At 31.0% G+C, this 18,379-nt stretch carries 16 protein-coding genes; 4 read left to right on the top strand and 12 right to left on the bottom strand.

The features are described from left to right. Window positions 1-167 precede the first annotated feature (167 nt). Entirely contained in the window at window positions 168-1,142 is a 975-nt protein-coding gene (gene glpX, locus RCG18_RS22020; protein WP_308038144.1) for a class II fructose-bisphosphatase, read from the bottom strand. A gap of 615 nt (window positions 1,143-1,757) precedes the next feature. On the opposite strand from glpX, the gene RCG18_RS22015 reads away from it, so the two are divergent. Beyond that, a complete protein-coding gene (locus RCG18_RS22015) occupies window positions 1,758-1,937 on the top strand; it encodes an aspartyl-phosphate phosphatase Spo0E family protein (RefSeq protein WP_308038143.1) in 180 nt (59 codons plus the stop codon). 117 nt (window positions 1,938-2,054) lie between these two features. On the opposite strand, the gene RCG18_RS22010 is transcribed toward RCG18_RS22015, so the two are convergent. Continuing rightward, on the bottom strand, window positions 2,055-2,453 hold the full coding sequence (locus RCG18_RS22010; protein ID WP_308038142.1) for a hypothetical protein: 399 nt from the start codon (window positions 2,451-2,453) through the stop codon (window positions 2,055-2,057). Window positions 2,454-3,198: 745 nt separating this feature from the next. Here RCG18_RS22010 and RCG18_RS29170 point away from each other — a divergent pair. Together RCG18_RS29170 and RCG18_RS22005 are read left to right on the top strand one after the other, a co-directional pair. Next, window positions 3,199-3,417, top strand: coding sequence for an arginase family protein (locus RCG18_RS29170; protein WP_374118963.1), 219 nt, complete (start codon window positions 3,199-3,201; stop codon window positions 3,415-3,417). 62 nt (window positions 3,418-3,479) lie between these two features. Next, window positions 3,480-4,100, top strand: coding sequence for an arginase (locus RCG18_RS22005; RefSeq protein WP_374119162.1), 621 nt, complete (start codon window positions 3,480-3,482; stop codon window positions 4,098-4,100). A gap of 64 nt (window positions 4,101-4,164) precedes the next feature. On the opposite strand, the gene RCG18_RS22000 is transcribed toward RCG18_RS22005, so the two are convergent. The 8 genes from RCG18_RS22000 to helD all read right to left on the bottom strand — a co-directional run bounded on the left by RCG18_RS22000 (window position 4,165) and on the right by helD (window position 16,318). After that, window positions 4,165-5,337 carry an FprA family A-type flavoprotein gene (locus RCG18_RS22000; RefSeq protein ID WP_308038141.1) on the bottom strand — a complete coding sequence of 391 codons (1,173 nt, stop codon included), beginning with the start codon at window positions 5,335-5,337 and terminating at the stop codon, window positions 4,165-4,167. A 239-nt stretch (window positions 5,338-5,576) separates the two neighbouring features. Next, on the bottom strand, window positions 5,577-6,581 hold the full coding sequence (mglC, locus tag RCG18_RS21995; protein WP_308038140.1) for a galactose/methyl galactoside ABC transporter permease MglC: 1,005 nt from the start codon (window positions 6,579-6,581) through the stop codon (window positions 5,577-5,579). Between the two features lie 16 nt (window positions 6,582-6,597). Next, window positions 6,598-8,115: a sugar ABC transporter ATP-binding protein gene (locus RCG18_RS21990; protein ID WP_308038139.1), complete on the bottom strand. Its 1,518-nt coding sequence runs from the start codon at window positions 8,113-8,115 to the stop codon at window positions 6,598-6,600. Window positions 8,116-8,203: 88 nt separating this feature from the next. Further along, window positions 8,204-9,244: a galactose ABC transporter substrate-binding protein gene (locus RCG18_RS21985; RefSeq protein WP_308038138.1), complete on the bottom strand. Its 1,041-nt coding sequence runs from the start codon at window positions 9,242-9,244 to the stop codon at window positions 8,204-8,206. 116 nt (window positions 9,245-9,360) lie between these two features. Beyond that, window positions 9,361-10,383, bottom strand: coding sequence for a substrate-binding domain-containing protein (locus RCG18_RS21980; protein ID WP_308038137.1), 1,023 nt, complete (start codon window positions 10,381-10,383; stop codon window positions 9,361-9,363). A gap of 19 nt (window positions 10,384-10,402) precedes the next feature. Further along, the gene (locus RCG18_RS21975; protein ID WP_308038136.1) at window positions 10,403-12,166 is read right to left on the bottom strand and encodes a sensor histidine kinase; all 1,764 of its coding nucleotides are present in this window, start codon (window positions 12,164-12,166) and stop codon (window positions 10,403-10,405) included. Between the two features lie 11 nt (window positions 12,167-12,177). Further along, window positions 12,178-13,791 (bottom strand): response regulator, encoded by a 1,614-nt coding sequence (locus tag RCG18_RS21970; protein WP_308038135.1) that lies wholly within the window; start codon window positions 13,789-13,791, stop codon window positions 12,178-12,180. Between the two features lie 235 nt (window positions 13,792-14,026). Continuing rightward, window positions 14,027-16,318, bottom strand: a complete 2,292-nt coding sequence (gene helD / locus RCG18_RS21965) for an RNA polymerase recycling motor HelD (protein ID WP_308038134.1) — start codon at window positions 16,316-16,318, stop codon at window positions 14,027-14,029. 365 nt (window positions 16,319-16,683) lie between these two features. On the opposite strand from helD, the gene RCG18_RS21960 reads away from it, so the two are divergent. Next, entirely contained in the window at window positions 16,684-16,887 is a 204-nt protein-coding gene (locus RCG18_RS21960; protein WP_308038133.1) for a hypothetical protein, read from the top strand. Between the two features lie 65 nt (window positions 16,888-16,952). Here RCG18_RS21960 and def read toward each other — a convergent pair whose 3' ends face one another. Continuing rightward, window positions 16,953-17,426 carry a peptide deformylase gene (gene def / locus RCG18_RS21955; RefSeq protein WP_308038132.1) on the bottom strand — a complete coding sequence of 158 codons (474 nt, stop codon included), beginning with the start codon at window positions 17,424-17,426 and terminating at the stop codon, window positions 16,953-16,955. 248 nt (window positions 17,427-17,674) lie between these two features. Next, the gene (locus tag RCG18_RS21950) at window positions 17,675-18,376 is read right to left on the bottom strand and encodes a TVP38/TMEM64 family protein (RefSeq protein ID WP_308038131.1); all 702 of its coding nucleotides are present in this window, start codon (window positions 18,374-18,376) and stop codon (window positions 17,675-17,677) included. Window positions 18,377-18,379 lie beyond the last annotated feature (3 nt).

The raw sequence follows: 18,379 nt of genomic DNA, 5'->3' as shown, positions 1-18,379 counted from the left end.
AAATTTATTTTACAATACATTTTTACATCTTCTATTATATAATTTTTATTTTAAACATGTTATTTGTATTATAATTTAAAATAGTTTACCTGGATTTTATTATTATTATTTATAGATTGAAATAAAAACCTGCCTAAGCATTGTATGCCTGGCAGGTTTTCTATATATTATTTAACAATTAAACTACTTCTGTTTAAATCATGATGAGCTTCTACAAATCTTATTGTTCCTGTCTTAGATCTCATAACAACAGTATGTGTTGTTGCCCAGTCATTTTTTGAGTATATAACTCCCCTTAAAAGATCACAATCTGTTATACCAGTAGCTGCAAAATATACATCATCATGTTTTACTAAATCATTAATAAGTAAAACTCTATCTATATCATCAATGCCCATAGATCTACATCTTTCTTTTTCTTCATCAGAATGTGGCTCTAATTTTGCTTGCATTTCTCCACCTAGACACTTTATAGCTGCAGCGGCAATAACTCCTTCTGGAGCACCACCTGTACCCATGAAAATATCTATTCCTGTATTTTCAAAACCACAAGCAATGGCTGCGGCTACATCTCCTTCTCCGAACAACTTAACTCTTGCGCCCACTTCTCTTGCAGCATCTACAATATAATTATGTCTTTCTCTTTCTTGAACAATAACAGTAAGCTCTGTAACATCTTTATTTAACGCTTTAGCTACATTTATTATATTTTCTTTTGGAGATTTATTTATATCTATTGCACCTTTAGCACCAGGTCCTACAGCTATCTTTTTCATATACATATCTGGTGCGTGAAATAAACTTCCCTTTGGCCCCATTGCAACAACTGCTACTGCGTTTGGAAGTCCCTTAGCTATTAATGTTGTTCCGTCTAAAGGGTCCACAGCTATGTCCATCTCAGGCATGTTTTCTTCCCCTATACCAACTTCTTGCCCTATATAAAGCATAGGAGCTTCGTCTAATTCACCTTCTCCAATGACAACTGTTCCTCTAACAGGCATCATTCCAAAAGCTTTTTCCATTCCATCTACTGCTGCTTGGTCTGCTGCTATCTTGTCCCCTCTTCCCATAAACTTTGCTGAACAAAGCGCTGCTGCTTCTGTAACTCTTGCTAATCCCATTGCTATATCTGCATTAAGCATACCGTTATACCTCCTAATAAATATATATATTATTACAATGTCTAATGACACTAATTCTACTCAATATTATGCCAACTAATATATACTATTCAGATAAAGTATATATAATATTCAACTTACAGTTAAATATTATATCACATTTATACAATAAGACAAGCTTTAATATAGCATTGTAATCATTTAACATAATATAATGTTAAAAATATATTCTTATTGCTGTAATTTAACTTTCAGTCTTAATCCTATGTTGTTTATAAAGTTATCATTTTAGGTATATTTTTAAGCAGGAGAAAATATATTATTTATGTAGTGTATTAAATTGATATTATAAAATATAGCTCAAAGCAAAAAACTTTAGACATTATTTTTTAAATTCCATTTTTTAACACAGGTTGGTGTACCAACGCATCAAGACATATTTTTCCTTTTTTCCACATTTACCTCACAGGCTCTCCACATGTAGTCCACATAGTAATCCACATCTTATCTACAGGCTCCTTGTTTATTTTTGTTACAAAATGTATATCCTTGGCTAATAAAAGATATGACTATATTTATATAATCTGCTAAAATATAAGAGTACCAAAAATAATGTATAAATATGGGGTAATGAGAATGAACATTCGTGGGAGTTTAAAGGATTTAAAAACATTAGATGTGGAGATAAATAAATTAAAAGAAACTCTCTATATACTAATGAATAGGAATGATCTTACAGATAAAAATGTAGTTGAATGCAGCCAAAAATTGGACGAGCTAATTTTGAAATATCAGAAGCGTAAAGATATGATATAGCCACAGCAGCTTTTTCTGTAAATGAATCTAACAATTTTAATAACAGCAATCTAAAATACTTAGTTTAAATAAAAAACTAGCATGATAGTCATGCTAGCTTTCTTGTTTTTAAGAGCATTATTTTTCTAGTTCAGCTAAAACTTCATCTATATCAATTTCAGCTCCGCTTTCATAAAATACTGCTATAAATTCGTTGTAATCATAATTTTCCATATCTACCTCATAGGATACAAACTGTGCTTCTATATCTTCTTCTTCCATTAAGTCTTCAATTATGTCTCCTACGTTGTCTATAGCCAATTCATTTAGATATGGTAGAAAGAAATCATTATACCATACTTCTCCTTCTTCCTCATCTTCGCTTTCATCGTTAGCATATGCCTTAGCCGCTTCTAGTTCTGCATCATCAAAGTCAAAACAAAATCTTATAACAGCTGCATTGCCATCATATTTGATCTCCTCTATATCATTTAGACTATTTGCTTCTAAAAATTCAATAATTTTTTCTTTGTTCATTGATATTCATCTCCTCAATTTTTTAGATTTCTGCAGTAAGCTATATCATTTAAGCGATCATCACAAAATCTTAAGCAGGCATCCAAAATCTATGATTTTGAGATGATCGCTTACACAGAGTGCTGATTTGGTGATAGTCACTTACACAGCGTGTCGATTTTGTGATGATCGCTTACTCATTCGCTGAAAGGCGAAGGAGTTTCATTAATATAATTATTATGGTATAACCCCTACATTATTATTTTCATATTTTATGTTATTAATTCAAAGATTAAACAATATTTGAATTAAAATAATGTAACTATTTTAACACAACAGTATCGAATTTACCAATATTTTTATATAATACAATATAATTTATAAAAAATTTTAATGCATATTTAGTACTAAATTATCCATAATAATATGCTTAAAAAAAATAATTTTTATTTGCAGTTTTTTTCTTCGATTCAATATTTTACTTATACTGGTCTTTAAAAACACTTGATATACTATATAATTTTAATTCAATTTGGGAACTTTAAATTTAAAGTAGTTTTTCATTTTTCACTAAGAACAAAGCACCCATTTAATTTTTTTACCATTATGAGGTATTTTTATAGTAATTATCATTCAACAAAATGAATAAATATAATATATTAGAATTTTTAGAAAATACTGTGTTTTTAAAAACTACTTTTTATTTTTTCAAATTGGTATATAATCAAGTATCGTACAAGATAATTCATATATGGAGGTAATTACAATGAACATTAGCTTAATCGGCGTACCAATTTTTTTTGGTTCAGACAAAAAGGGTGCTGACTTTGGGCCAAAAAAACTTAGAGAAAAAAATATAGTGTCTGTTTTGACAGAAAACAATCATACCGTATATGACTGTGGGGATATTTACGTTGAAAATATACCAGAGGAAAAAAAGTATAATTCTCATGCAACACTGAAATATTTAAAAGCCTATAAGTAGACGTAAATAAAAACTTAGCTCATCAAGTTTACAGTTCCCTTTGTGCAGGATCTTTTCCTCTTATAATAGGCGGAGACCATTCTATAGGGCTTGGAAGTATATCTGGTGCCAGCAAATTCTATGATGAAGTTGCTGTTATATGGATTGACGCTCATGGAGATATAAACACTCATGAGACTTCACCAACAGGTAATATTCATGGTATGCCATTAGCTGCAGCTATGGGCCTAGGATTTGAGGAACTAGTAGATTTATATGACAAAGGCTGCAAAGTAAAACCTGAGAATATATTTATTATTGGTGCAAGAGATTTAGATTTAGGTGAAAAGGAATTAATTAAAAAACACAATCTTACAGTCTTTTCTACAGAAGATATACAGCAGATAGGTGTTGAAAGAATAATGGAGATTGTACATTCAAAGCTTGCTGAAAGAGGCATAAAAGCAGTTCATCTAAGCTTTGACATTGATTGTTTAGATCCTAACTATGTTCCAGGTACAGGCACTCCTGTTAGAGAAGGAATGAATGTAGTAGAAGTTAAATATATACTAAAATATCTTATGGAAACAAAGCTTGTTAAATCAATGGATTTTGTTGAACTAAATCCTCTTTTAGATAAAGGTGATACAACTGCTGATTTATGCATAGATTTGTTATCATGGACATTTGGGTTTTTGAAGTAAATTATTCAATAAAAGACATATATGCAGGTAAGCTATAATTAAGCCTACCTGCATATATGTCTTTTTACATTAATTCTAAAAATTTATCAACAAACTCATCAGCTTTTTTCAGTTCTTCTTGACTTGGTACGAATTTAAATTTAAAGCCTTCTTCTACAACTTTAAACTTTAAAGATTTTAATCTACTAGTAAGCATTGGTACTCCTTCTCCACTCCATCCGTAAGAACCAAAAGCTCCAGCTGCTTTTCCTCTATTAGTAATAGCACATACTACAGATAATAAATCCCAAGCTGGTTTAACAGCATCCTGATTTATTGTTGGTGATCCTATTAATATACCACTGGACTTTTCAACCAATGTTACTAACTGTGGTAAATCCATTGATGTTATTTCATGAGCTTCTGCTTTAACTCCCTTAGAGTTTATCTTTTCAGCCATATACTCAGCTACTTTTTTTGTGTTTCCATAAGCAGAAATATAGAATACTTGAACATTCTTTTCAGCTATTGCCTCTTCAGTAGCCCATTCTCTATATAGGTTAACATACTTCTCTATATCAGTTACATGCACTGGACCATGGCTTGTAGCAATCATGTCATATTTTAGATCTTTTATTTTATCAAGACCTGCTAAAACAAATTTTTTAAATGGTCCCATTATAACATCAAAATAATATTTCATTTCTTCAAAATAGTCACCAACACATTCATCTACTATACACTTTTCTGGGCAATAATGGCATCCTAAGAAATCACAAGTAAATAACATTTCCTTGTTTTCTGCATAAGTAAACATTGTATCAGGCCAATGAAGATTTGGAGCAACAATAAACTTTAGATTAGTTTTCCCAAGACTTAATTCTTTTGGTGCTTCCATGCTCTTAAAATCTGCATTTATTATGTCTTTTAAATAAATTAAAGCTGCTCTTGAAGCCACAACTGTTGCATCTGGATATTCTTTAATTAAATTAACAATTGATCCACTGTGATCTAGCTCTGTATGCTGAACAACTATGTAATCAACTTTTCTATCTCCTATAACACTCTTTATATTAGAAATATATTTATCAAAAAATCCATCTTTAACAATATCGATTATTGCTACTTTTTCATCATCAATTAAATATGAATTATAAGTTGTTCCTTTTTTTGTCTCCATTATGATATCAAAAACTCTAAGTTTTGGATCAGCTACTCCAACCCAATAAACATTATCTTTTAATTTTTCAACGTTCATTATATACCTCCTAATATGTATGCATTAAATATATTATTCCTAAATTGCTCTTTTCTACTATTTTATCATAACAATTATAAAAATCAAATACTAATTATTATTGATAGCCAATCCATAAATGGTGATAATATTACTTAAACTTGTTCAATACCTAAAGGAAATGGAAAAAAGCTCGAAATGGCAAGCTACTTTTTTGTTATCTTGCCATTTCGAACTTTCTTTTTAATAACTAAGTTCCATTATCTCTTGCTAATATATTTTCTTATGTCTACAGCAACCGCCGAAACAATTATAATTCCTTTGATTATTTGCTGCCAGTAAGGACTTACTCCTATAAAGGTTAATCCATAGTTTATAACGCTAAATATAAGAACCCCTATTACAACACCTGGAACTGTTCCTACTCCTCCTGAAACAGACCATCCTCCAACTACGCAGGCAGCTATTGCATCAAGCTCGTACATATTACCATAGTTATTTGTAGCTCCTCCAGTTCTTGCTGCTTCAAGAACTCCAGCTAACCCATAAAGCCCTCCAGCAATAACATATAAGTAAAGCATACATCTTTTTACATTAATACCGGAGACTATAGCAGCTTCCTTGTTACCACCAATAGCATAAAGGTTTTTACCAAGTCTAGTCTTGTTTAATACAATATATATTATCAGAGTCATTACCATTGCAATTATAAATATATAAGGTATTCCTAAAAATGATCCCGTACCAAGTTTTGAAAAATCTCCTCTTAGCCCTCCTATAGGCTGAGAATTGTTAGGAGGAAGGTTGAAATATATTGAGTTTGCACCATAAACCATAACCATTGTGCCTAAGGTTGCTATGAATGCTGGAACATTAAATCTAGAAACAATATATCCATTTAGCAACCCAACTAATAATCCAGCGGCTATAGCTAGAAGGATTGGCACTAATAAAGGCAATTGTGGTAAATTAGGAAAGAACCGTCTTGAGTAATCAGGTAATTGAAGCATAGAAGCAGAAAGTACTGCTGTTAAACCAACAACTTTACCTGCTGAAAGATCTGCACCACCCATTAATATTACAAAAGCTGCACCTAGTGCAATAATAATTCTAGTAGAACTTTGAATTAAAATATCACGGAAACAACTTACGGAAATAAAGCGAGGATCCTTTAATGCAATAGCAACAATTAAAACCACAAAAACCACGTAAATTGCATTTTGTTTTAGAAAATCTTTTGTCTTATTCATATTAACATTCTCCATTTTTAACCTCCCCAGTCTAAAGCATGTATTTTGCAGCAAGCTGCATTACTACTTCTTCTGTTGCAGATTTGCCATCTATTATTCCTGATAAATGTCCTTCACACATTACCATAACTCTATCAGACATTCCTAAAAGTTCTGGCATTTCGGAGGAAATCATGATAATACTTTTTCCTTCCTTTGCAAGTTGTGAAATAATAGTATAAATTTCATATTTTGCACCTACATCTATACCTCTTGTAGGCTCATCAAGTATTAATATATCTGGATCTGTAAGAAGCCACTTAGCAAGTAATACCTTTTGCTGATTACCACCAGATAAATTCTGTATGAGAGATTTTGCCGAAGGTGTTTTTATCTTTAACATCTCTATACTCTTTTTAGTATCTTCTTTTCTTTTATCCTCATCTAACAATCCAAATTTATTTACATATTTGTCTATGTTTGCTATTACTGTATTTTCTAGCACTGATAACAATGGGAATATTCCTGTTACTCTTCTTTCTTCTGTTAGAAGTGCAATTTTATATTTTTTCGCATCAATTGCAGAATTTATTTTGACCTGTTTACCATTTATAAAGATTTTACCGGATTCTACGCTGCGAAGTCCAAAAATAGCTTCTACAAGCTCCGTTCTTTGTGCTCCTACAAGACCTCCAATACCAAGTATTTCACCTTTTCTAAGTTCAAAGGAAATATCTTTAAAGCATTTCTTAAAAGGAGAAGTTAACCCCTCAACTTTTAAAATTACCTCACTTGGTTCATTTTCCCTTACTGGGAATCTGTTAGTAAGATCCCTTCCTACCATTTTCTTTATAATTAAATCAGTTGTAAGTTCTTCAGCTTCCCATGTACCTACTAAGGTTCCATCTCTCATTATTGTTACTTCATCAGAAATCTGAAGAATTTCCTCCATCTTATGGGAAATATAAATTATAGAAACCCCTTTAGCTTTTAAGTCTCTTATAACTTTGAATAGATACTCTACCTCAATTTCAGTTAGAGAAGAGGTTGGCTCATCCATTATAATAATCTTAGCATTATAAGATACAGCTTTTGCAATTTCCATTTGCTGAACTATTGAAACTGATAAATTTTCTACCTTAACCTTTGGATCTATATCTAAGTTTAAACTTTTAAATAGTTCTTTTGTATCATTATACATCTTCTTCTCATCAACCAATTTTACTATTCCATAGTTTTTTAAAGGAAACCGACCAAGCCACATATTTTCCATTACATTACGATATTTAACGGGATGAAGCTCTTGATGAATCATAGCAATGCCGCGGTCTAGTGCATCCTTTGAGCTATCGTTTTGTATTTGTTCACCATTTAAAAGTATTTCTCCTGCATCATGTTTATATATACCAAATAAACATTTCATCAAAGTAGATTTTCCTGCACCATTTTCTCCCATAAGTGCATGTACACTACCTGGTCTTATCTTTAGAGTAACTCTATCTAGAGCTTTAACACCTGGGAACTCTTTTACTATATTGTTCATTTCAAGTAAAAATTCACTTTGACCCATTTAGTGACCTCCTTAATAACCTTTTAAAAATAGTAGGGGATGAGAATTTTTAAAACCGCATCCCCTACATAATCAATAAATTGAAAGGCTATTTAGCATCTTTGATATTATCTTTAGTAATTGTTTTGTAATCTATCCAAACATATTTACCATCTTTAATTTCAAATCCAATATTGTCTTTGCTTGGAGTCTCACCTTTAGCAAGAACCTCTGCTAACTTAGCTGAAGCAGCTCCTTGATTTTTAGCATCGTTTAAAACAGTTCCTAGCATTGTGCCATCTTGAATAGCTTGAACTCCTGGTGCAGTTGCATCAACACCTACTACAGGCATATATTTGTTATCCTTGAAATATCCAGCAGCCTTTAACGCTTCTATTGCACCTAGTGCCATATCATCGTTGTTTGCAAATACAGCTTCAATCTTATCTCCATTAGCTGCAAGGAATGCAGCCATTTTTTCTTGTCCCTTTACACGATCCCACATACCTGTATCTTCTGCTAATTTTTGTACCTTTAATCCAGCAGATTGCACGGCCTCAATTGAGTATTTTGTTCTTAGTTCTGCATCTTGATGTCCAGGTTCTCCTTTTAGCATTACATATTGAATAACTCCGTCATGATTTTTATCTGCTTCTGGATGATCTTTAAAGTATTTTGCTATAATTTGACCTTGCATTGTACCTGATTGCTCAGCCTTTGCTCCTACATAATAAACCTTATCCCATTTTTTCATATCTTCTGGTAATGGCTCACGGTTCATGAATACAACAGGAATATTAGCATTCTTAGCCTTATCTATAATTACTCCAGCAGCAGTTCTATCAACTGGATTAATTATCATGCTCTTAGCCTTTTTTGTTATAAATAAGTCAACTTTATCATTTTGAGTAGACTGTGAGTTTTGGCTATCAACCATTTCTAAATTAGCTTTGTCTTTTAGAGAATCAGTGATTGCGTTACGTACACCAGTCATAAATGTGTCATCAAATTTGTAAATTGCACAGCCTATACTAGGTTTTGTATCTGCGCTTGAGCTAGATCCCCCAGTACTTTGGCTGCTTGATCCACATCCAGCCAATGAACCTACTGTTAGTGAAGCAAAAAGCACTAATGTAAGAATTTTTTTCATTTAATTATCCCCCTTAATTTTTATTGTAAAGGTTTTCTATAAGTTTATATTAGTATAAAATTTACATAAAATTAATACAAAATTCTATACAAATATATAAAAATTCTATGCAATAATTATTTTACAACAGGGAATAGAAATTTTTCATTTTCTTGAAAGTACATATTTGTGCCATCTATTATTTTGGATTTTATCTTAATTTCATTTGGATTGTCCTTTTTATTTAAAATATCAATTGTATACTTTACATTTGAAAGCTCCATTTTATTAATGTCATTGATTGCATACATTACACTTAAATAGCCCATAGTAAATGGATCATGAATGATAATTGCAGAAATTATGCCCTTTTCTAGATAATCAATTTCCCTGAGTGTACTGTCAAAGGCAATAACCTTTATGCTTCCTTCTAAATTCATTTCACTAAGAGTCTCGGCAACTCCCTCAGCTGCATTAGAGTTTAAAGCCACTATGGCATCTAAATCCTTATGTTCACTTAGCATTTTTTTAGTTAACTCTTTTGTCGCTGCAGAATTTGAAAGGCAGTACCCCTTTGCTACCACTTTAACTTCCTTATATTGAGAGAATAAATCTAAAAGACCTTTTTCTCTCTCCATTAATGAGTCTGCACCTTCAATAGAACTCATAATCCCCACTTTAAATCTTGTGCCTAGAATACTTACTAACATATCTCCAGCCTTTCTGCCTCCATCTATGTTGTCAGCGGAAATATAATAATCGAATTTATTTGTATTAACTCTTGAATTCATTACAATTACAGGAATCCTTTTACTATAGGCTTTTTCAATAACTTTAGACAACTTTTCATAATCATTTGGAGCTACTACTAATGCACTTATACCCTTATTTAAAGCATCCTCAATTAAATTTATTTGGCCCTGAATATCACTTTCATCCTTAGGAGCTAAGTAATTGAATGTTACATTACACTCCTCTGCCGCTGCTTTTGCTCCCATTTTTACGGTACCCCAATAATCACCAGTAGCCATTCCACCTACCACAAGAATTTTTTCATTTTTTTGTACATCACTAAAGGTTAAATTAGGATAATAGATCACTAAACAAAAAATTAAAACAAATGCTATGCAGACAACAACTAATTTCTTAACAAATTTCATTTTATTGCCACTCCCTTAGCTATTCTATATATAATGGCAGATAAATCTTTACTGTAGTTCCTACCTCCAGCTCACTTTCTATTTTTAATCCATACTCTTTACCATAACAAAGCTTTATTCTTTCATCTACATTCTTTATTCCAACTCCTGAACCTCTACTCTCTCTATGTTCAGTTACTAAAATGTTTTCTACTAACTCTTCACTCATACCTAATCCAGTATCCTTAACCATTAATAACAATTTATTATCCTCTATACCTGCATAAATAAATATTTCGCCCTCATCCACAGAACACTCAATTCCATGATAAATGGAATTTTCAATAATTGGTTGAAGAATAAGCTTAATAGTGCTATAGTTAAGTACTTCTTCCTGTACTTCTATTTTGAATTGGAATTTATTTTTATACCTTACCTTTTGTATTATTAAATAGTTTTTAGCATGTTCTAGTTCTTCTTTTATAGTTATAATGTTTTTTCCTTTACTAATACTAATTCTAAATAATCTAGCAAGAGCTGTTATCATTGTAACCGCTTCTTGATTTTTTTCATTTTCTATCATCCAAACCACAGAATCTAGTGTATTATATAAAAAATGCGGATTAATCTGAGCCTGTAGTGCATTTAACTCACTTTTTCTCTTTCCTTCCTGTTCTTTTACTATTTGCTCCATTAGATTTGTAATCTTTAATACCATTAGATTAAAGGCCTTTGATAACCGGACAACCTCATACTCTCCTTCAACATTTATTTCTACATCAAATCTACCTTCCTCTACGAGCTTCATACATTTTTCTAATTCCTTGATAGGCTTGGATATTTTTGCAGAAAGTGAAGTTGAAATAGCTATAACAAAAAGAATACCTAATATTATTATTAAAAATGCATATGTACCTAAATTTTTCTTAGTGGCTGCTACTTGATCCATATAATATATGCCAACTATCTTCCAACCTGTAATTCTAACTGTTTTTACAGTTACAAGTCTTTGTTTATTATCAAAGGCTTCAATAAAAGTGCCAGAAGGTTCATCTAGCACATTTTTTATATTTTCCTGCTTCAAGCCCATATATATTAACTGTTGCTGAGGATGGTAAACAATATTTCCCTTATCATCAATAATATATATATATCCCATATTGCCTAACTTTGTCTGCTGGCAAATCTGGTCAAGAGATCTAAAGTTCATGTCCACCAAAAGTACTCCTGTAGCTTCCTCATCGCCCCTCTTGTATTTTACACACTTACTTAGTGAAACTACCCAACTGTGATTTCCGTAAAATATATTATGGACATGGGGTAGTGAAATGTTAACTTTATCAGGATTATTTATCGCTTCTTTAAACCAGCTTTGATTTTTTATATTTGCTCTTCCTTTTACCTCAAAATTAGGTAACTTAGCTGCTATATCCCCCTTATCTGTAAAAACTGCTAGTCCAACAATATCATCTCTTGTGCTCGAAATAATCTCCATCTGATTTAGAATTCGGGAACTAGGCAGGTCTTCATCCTTTTTTATATTGCTTTCAAGTAAGGAGGATATATATATCATATTTTTTAAATAGTAATCCATATTGACACTTATTTCATCAGCTATTTGCTTAGTACTTGTTTTAGCGTTCTGCTCTGAATCCGAAGAAAATCTATTAAATAAAGCTATACCTACAAATAGCATGGCCATAATAGTAACAAAAGTAAAGGAAACTGTAATGATAAGTTGAATACTGCTTCTCCTTATAAATTTAATTAACGTCCTTACTGGTTCTTTAATGAATTCAAGCATATCAACTCTCCTTACTTTGTTTTATTGAAACTATTACGATACTCTGATGGTGATTTTCCTAAGTTTTTCTTAAAACAATAGCTAAAGTAATTTGGCTCGGAAAACCCAACTTTTTCAGCTATAACAAAGGTTTTCATATTAGTGTTTCTTAGTAATTCTTTTGCCTTTGTCATTCTTATCTGTGTCAGATAACTTACAAAAGTAGTTTGTGTGTCTTTTTTAAATATATAGCTAAAATAAGCCTGACTTATATGTAAATAATTACATATTGTATTTATATTTAATTCAGAATCCTGGAATCTTTCTTCTATATATTCCTTAGCTCTATCTACAAGAAATTTACTTGAATCCTCTCTACCTTTGATAATATACTCTGAAATCTTTATTGAAATCTTCTTAATCCATTCCTCTACTTCAGCCAATGTAGCAAATTTATATAATTCTATGAAGAAGTTAAAATTCTCTCCAAAAATGTCTTTCATATTCACATTAGAATCCTTAGCAATCTTGATAATTGTAGTTACAATTTGTATTAGATATATTTGATAATATTCAATACACGTATTTGAAGCCTCTATGACTCTGAAAATATTATCTACTGCAGAACAAATCTCTTCCTTTGTTCCAGTTTTTACAGAACCTTCTAATTGTCTCTCCTTTAATCTATCAAATATTATTTCATTTTCTCTTTTAGGCTCTACATCTTCAATAAAAATAAGCCTATTATTTCCTAGAATAATTCTATAGCCTAGAGCAGCAATCGCATTTTTATAAGAAAGACTCACTCCACTTATATCTTCACAGCTTGTACCAATTCCAATTGTCACACTTAAGTTTAGATATTTAACTATAGACTGTCTTATTTCTTCAAGTACTTTACCAGCCTTCTCCAGTATTAGTTTTTTGCCGCTGTCTTGTGATATATTTAAAATAATTATATTATCATCTTCAATAAAAGCTAATCCTATAGAATGCTTATTTATTATTTCTTCAATTAGCTTTAGTACTTGAAATATAAGAATCTCCTTATCCTTATTGTTGATATTTTCTATGTTGTAATCGATTGCTATTATTGAGATAAGAAAAGCTTCTCCCTGGAGATTGATATTGTATTTTTTTTCTTTTTCTCTGATTTCATCAATGTTAATGTTGCCTCGTATAATGGAACTTAAAAATTTTTCCCTTAGGATAGGTAGACTTTTAATATAGATCTCCTTTAACAGTTTAATATTCTTTTTCTCCTCAAACTCTCTATCTAATTTCTCTTTCACATTAATAAGTAGCTCTATAATATCCTCTGAAGATATCGGCTTTAAAACGTATTCAATAACATTTAATTTTATAGCCGTTTTTGCATATTCAAACTCGTCAAAGCCTGTTAGTATTATAGTTTTTATCGTAGGAAATCTCTCATAGAGAATTTGAGTAAGCTTCATTCCATCCATAAAAGGCATTCTTATGTCTGTAATTACAAGATCTGGGGTACTTTTTTCTACTATTTCAAGAGCCTCTTTCCCATTCTCAGCTTCTCCTATAATTTCAAAACCATATCTATTCCATTGAATTTTATTAAGTACACCGCGTCTAACCTCTTCCTCATCATCTACAAGTATGATTTTATACATAATAACATCTCCCTTGCTATTAACCAATATAAAAGATAACAATGTCTTTGTCATAAAATATTTATCCGGTGACTTCTTTGGATAATTTATCCTAATAAAATTATACTTCAAATAGTATTTAAGCTGTAGAATAAATTAAAGTTTAAACCTTAATTTGTCCTGCAGCTCTTTAAACTATTGGCTTCTCTATTAAATTAGTATGAAAAAGTATCTTTTAATGAACAATATGCCTATGTTATTCTATTAGTTTTGACTTTTTACCATTGTAAAATACGTATTCTAAGTGAAGAGCTCTCGTTAAAGCTACATATAATATCTTTTTGTCTAATTCCTTATCACTATAATTCTCTTCATTGCAATTATACAGTATACTGCAATCAAACTCTAGTCCTTTAGTCATATAAGATGGTATTATTATTTTCTTAAGCTTCAAGTTTTTATCCGTATCTTTAATTAAATCCCAGTCAAATTTGCTGTATTTCTTCATATGTTCCTTAATCTTCTTGCACTCTTCATAAGTTCTGCCTATGATTGCAACGCTGTTTTTATTAATACTTTCTACTTCCTTAACTATCTCATCTATATTTTCACAAAATTCTTTGTTAGTTTTAAATTCTATAACTTCTGGAACCTTACCATGCCGTAACACAGGTATTGCAGGTTTGATTTTGTTTTTTTGTTTTGAAAGCACTTTATTTGCAAACTCCATTATTTCTACAGTTGATCGATAACTTTGTGTAAGCTGGACGTATGCAGCTTCAGCGTTGAAGACTTCATTTATGAGCTTTTCCCAATTCTCAATACCTTTATAGTAATAAATTCCTTGCCCTACATCTCCAACAATAGTCAAAGATTTATTCTCCACTAGCTCTTTTAGTACAGTAATCTGAAAAATACTGTAATCTTGAGCTTCATCAATAACTATGTGCTTATATTTAAATTTTTCTGGGACACCTTCTATTTTAATTTTTAGGTACAGCATAGCAGCTAAATCGTCACTATCAATTATTCCTTTTTCATAATTGTTGTTTAGTTCCTCTCTCATGTTATTTGCTAAAGCTTCAGGTATTTTTCCAGCTGATACTTCTTTAAAAACATCTTCATTATTTAAAAAATTTATATATATTTTTCTTGTATCTACTTGCTTCCACTCGTTAAAATAATCATCAAAGCCTTTTCTTGATTTTATTTTTATTTCATCTTTTTTATTATCTCTCTCATCGTATAATTTGATAAGTTTCTTTCGTCTATCTGCACTGTCTTCCATAGTTCTTTTTACTCTAGATATTTGGTACTCATATGAAAAATCAATTTTATCAAGAATAGCCTTTATTTTCTCATCTATTTTTAAGTTAAAATATCTCTTTATTTCATCTTTTCTCTTATTCAATGACAAATGCATCATATCTTTTGCATAAAGTCTCTGTATTTCTTCCTTTTCGAATAAAGTATAATGTTCAACTTTTATATCTTCTATTTCTAAATCCTTCGCTTCCATATATCCTATATATCTATCTATCAATCCTTTAAAGTCAATGGTACCTCTTAATTTACTGCTGTTTATAATGAGTTTGGAATCCTCCTCATTCTTTCCTTCGAGTATTTCTGAAAGCTTTTTATCTTTAGAATATACCTTGCTTTTTATTCCTAACACATCAAGAGCAATCCCTTCAAAAGTATTCTGCTTTACGTTATCCACCCCAAGGTCAGGCAGCACATCAGATATGTAATCTAGAAATAACTTATTTGGCGCTATGACTAGTATATCCTCACCACTAAGTTTCTCCTTATACTTATATAATAAATATGCTAGTCGATGTAGTGCTACTGTAGTTTTTCCTGAGCCAGCAGAACCCTGAACTATAAGAGCATTATTTTTTTCAGCTCTTATAATATCATTTTGCTCCTTCTGTATTGTAGCTACAACATCTTTCAATTTGCTGCTTACACTTTGTTCCAAATTTATTCTCAAATACTCATCTATTAATGCATTTCCTTCTTCGTTGGAGGACTTCAAAATTATTTCATTTATCCCTTCATCAAAGGCATCTATCAGTTCACAATTCTTTACAAGAAACTTTCTTTTCAGACTGAGGTCCCCACTTATTACTCCCATAGGCGCTCTATAGAAGGATTCTCCAAAGGTACCACTATAATATAGATCTGCTATAGGCGATCTCCAATCTATTACCTTCTCTTCTCCATTTTCTAAGTCTCCTAATCCAAACTTTCCTATGTAAAAAGCTTCTTTTTCTCGTCTATATTCCCTAAAGTCTATCCTTCCAAAGTAAGGTTGATCTTGCGATTCGTGATATTTTTGAAGATTTTTATGAGTTATTGCATAAAGTTTTTCTTTAGTTTCCAGCTCCTCACTATATTTCCCTTTTGATTCTTTTCTTAAATCATCTATTTTACTTCTTAATTGTTTATCATCCTGTTGAATTTTTTCAATTTCTTCATTAATCCATTCTCTAGTTTCTTTAAGGGCTCTTCTTTCTAGATCCATTTGTTCACAGTTTAAAGACACAATACAATCCCTCCAATCTTGTATCAAAACCTTATTGTATAATTAAGCTAAAAATATGTCAATTCTGCCAAATAACCTGCAGTTATATTTTAAATAAATAAGGCATGATTATCCTATATTATGATAACCATACCTCACATATTTAAAATATATTCATCTATCTTTTAAATAACTTACATTTATAGATCTATATGTAGTTTTTATATTGACAAAGTATAGTATATGTACTAGAATTCAGTTATACCCCAGATAGGTATGGAGGTGTTTTTATGATTACAATTGAGGAAAAAGCTCTTGAATATGCAAAGCAAAAGGAAGGAAGTATTGTAGTTAAACTTATTTCTGCATCTGGTGGATGATGCGAAATGCCAATTAAAAGCCTCTGGATTGAGGTTCTGAAAGGTTTTGAACCTACTAAAAATTACGATTGCTATGAGTATGAAGGTATAAATATATTCATAGAAAAAGGACTTATATTAGAAGAAGATATATTAATTTACAGAAAGCTAAAACTTCCATTTGTAGGAACAGTACTCGGTTCTAAAGGTATTTCCGTTAAATACCTTTAGTATGAGAATAAAAAAATATAGGGTTACTTGGCCGAAAGTTAACTTTCGGCCTTGCAGCCCTATAATTATTCTTCTGCTTCTTCGATTTTGTATACTTTCTTACATTTGTCTGTATATATAATTCCATCTAAGTGATCAATTTCATGACAGAAGGCTCTTGCTAAGAACCCATCAGCAGTATACTCTACTTCTTCTCCCTTTAGCGTTACCCCTGTAACTATTACTCTTCTAGGTCTTACTACTGGTCCCTCATATCCTGGATAACTTAAACAGCCCTCTATGTCCTCTATTCTTCCTATCTTCTTAATTATTTTAGGATTTAATAGTATTATAGGCTCACTTCCATCCCTAAGATCTATAAGTATAGCTCTCTTTAATACGCCTATCTGAGGAGCAGCTAGTCCTACACCATCGGTACTGTATAAAGTATCTTTTAAATCCTGTGCAAGACTTAATACCTCTTCATCTATTTTTCCAATTCTTCTACTTACTCGTGTTAATGTTTTATCTCCAAATTGTATTATTTCTCTAACTGCCATAAATATTTCTTAAAACCTGTTTATTGTCTATAAAGCTAAATTATTTTGCAACTCAGGTTTTAAAACTACCTCCTTTTAAACTATATTTACCCATTAATTATACATTCATTTTATTTATTCATCAAGCACAACAACATAGCAAGGTTAGATTACAAATGCTTTTCTTATAGAAATAAGAATATTAAAGAGGTTTGTTAAGGATATAAAAAATCCAGGAAAATAACTTTCCTGAATTTTTCAAGCTTTTATTAAATATTAATCTTATTACTCTTTTTCTTATCATTCCACATTTTTTTAATTAAAACAATTAGGGTACTAAGAGCGAATAACATTAAAAGACCAATTACAAAAGTTTTTACTGTACCTGTCAACATACCGCCTATATAAGAATAAACAATGGTAGCTGGCAATTGTCCAACACCAGTAGCTATAAAAAATGACCAAAAGCTCATAGATGTCAAACCTGCAGCATAGCTAACTATATCAAAGGATATAAATGGTAATAACCTAGCAATTAAAACTGCATATTTACCGTATCTTTCAAAAAACTCATCAATCTTTTCTAAAGCCGTTCTACTTGTAAGTTTTTCCACTACATCTCTCCCTAAAAGTCTTGCAATATAATAGCATAATGCGGCTCCAGCCATAGCGCTTGACCATGATAATATTGCTCCCTTAACCCATCCAAAAAGCCCTGCATTGGCAAAAGTTATAATAAATGCTGGAAGTGGTGCAACTACTGATTGTAGTATCATTAATAAAAAGGAAACCACTGGAGCCCATATACCAAAACTAAGGATGTATTCCCTAGCTGCGTTAACATCAACAGTTTTTAATACAGAAATTGCCTGGTTTACATTAGTTCTAATAAATGGTATGAAAAAGTATAAACATATAATAATTAAAATAGAGATGATTTTTCCCTTAGTTCCTTTAAAAATATTTTTCATTTC

Origin of the sequence: Clostridium sp. OS1-26 (assembly GCF_030915445.1) — a bacterium.
Taxonomy (GTDB): Bacteria; Bacillota; Clostridia; order Clostridiales; family Clostridiaceae; genus Clostridium_AM.
This window is presented reverse-complemented; position numbering and strand designations above follow the sequence as displayed.